2 pseudogenes are annotated in these 1,238 nt (G+C 67.0%); one reads left to right on the top strand and one right to left on the bottom strand.

Features of this window, described 5'->3' with window-relative positions:
- Window positions 1–1,076 (bottom strand): annotated as a pseudogene (locus I5M_RS24135) (cobaltochelatase subunit CobT); the annotation flags it as partial.
- Between I5M_RS24135 and I5M_RS33895 the strand changes: the two are divergent.
- Window positions 1,071–1,238 (top strand): annotated as a pseudogene (locus tag I5M_RS33895) (ABC transporter substrate-binding protein); the annotation flags it as partial. The pseudogenes I5M_RS24135 and I5M_RS33895 sit on opposite strands and share 6 nt — an antisense overlap.

The raw sequence follows: 1,238 nt of genomic DNA, 5'->3' as shown, positions 1-1,238 counted from the left end.
GATTTGTAGATGATGTGGCGCAGATCGTTGAGCCGGCCCGGATTGGCCGGCTTGCCGGCCGCGAGCCAGGCTTCGCGCGACTGCCCGCCCTTCCAGGCGCGCGTGGTGAAGCCGAGAATTTCGACCTTCACGCCGCAGCGCTCCAGCGTACGCGCCAGAATGTCCGCGCAGGTCGCCGCGACCGTGATCGGGCGGCCGCGCATCGAGCCGGAATTGTCGAGCAGCAGCGTCACCACGGTGTCGCGGAAGGTGGCTTCCTTCTCGTTCATGAACGACAGCGGATGGAACGGGTCCGTGACGACGCGGGACAGCCGCGCCGGATCGAGGATGCCTTCTTCGAGATCGAAGTCCCAGGCGCGGTTCTGTTGCGCCATCAGCCGGCGCTGCAGACGGTTGGCGAGCCGCGCCACGATGCCCTGCAGATGCGCCAGCTGCTTGTCGAGATAGCTGCGCAGCCGCTCCAGCTCGTCGTGGTCGCAGAGATCTTCGGCGGCGACGACTTCGTCGAACTTCGGCGCGAAGGCGTGATACTCCGGCCCGCGCGGCTCGTTGGCGCCGCGGTTGTTCGGTCGCGTCGCTTCGCCCGGCGTCTCGTCTTCGCCGAGTTCGGAATCGTCGAAGCTGTCGGAGGCGGAGGCCTGCGCGCTTTCCATCGCGCTGTCGCTCATCTCCTCGGTCGAGGTCTCGGCTTGGTCGGCACTCATCTCCTGCGCGGCTTCGCCTTGCGGCTCGCCTTCGGCGCCCGACTGATCGTTCTCGCCTTCCTGCTTGTCGTCCTGGTTCTCGTCTTCCTCGGCGTCGGCATCCCGATCGTCGCCGAGTTCGAGCGCTTCGAGCAGGTCATGGATGGCGTCGCCGAACTTCGTCTGGTCCTCGGCGTAGCGCTCCAGCAGATCGAGCCGGGGGCCGATCTTGTCTTCGAGCACCGGGCGCCACAAATCGACGATTCGCTTCGCTGCGGCGGGCGGCGCGAGGCCCGTCAGACGCTCGCGCACCAGCATGGCCAGCGCGTCGGACAGCGGCGCGTCTGCGCGGTCGGTGATCTCGTCGAACTTGCCGCGGTGGAAATGAGCATCACGCCATACTTCTACGAGAAGTTCGTGCCGGCCGGCATCAAGGTGGTGGTGCTGCCGTTCGAAAGCCCGACCGACGGCAAGAACGCCGTCGTCACCGGCTCGGTCGATTTCGGCATTTTCGGCCTGGCGGCGGCGACGCTCGGCGGCGCCAACGGGGAACCT

The organism is Rhodopseudomonas sp. B29, assembly GCF_000333455.1.
Classification (GTDB): Bacteria; Pseudomonadota; Alphaproteobacteria; order Rhizobiales; family Xanthobacteraceae; genus Rhodopseudomonas.
This window is presented reverse-complemented; position numbering and strand designations above follow the sequence as displayed.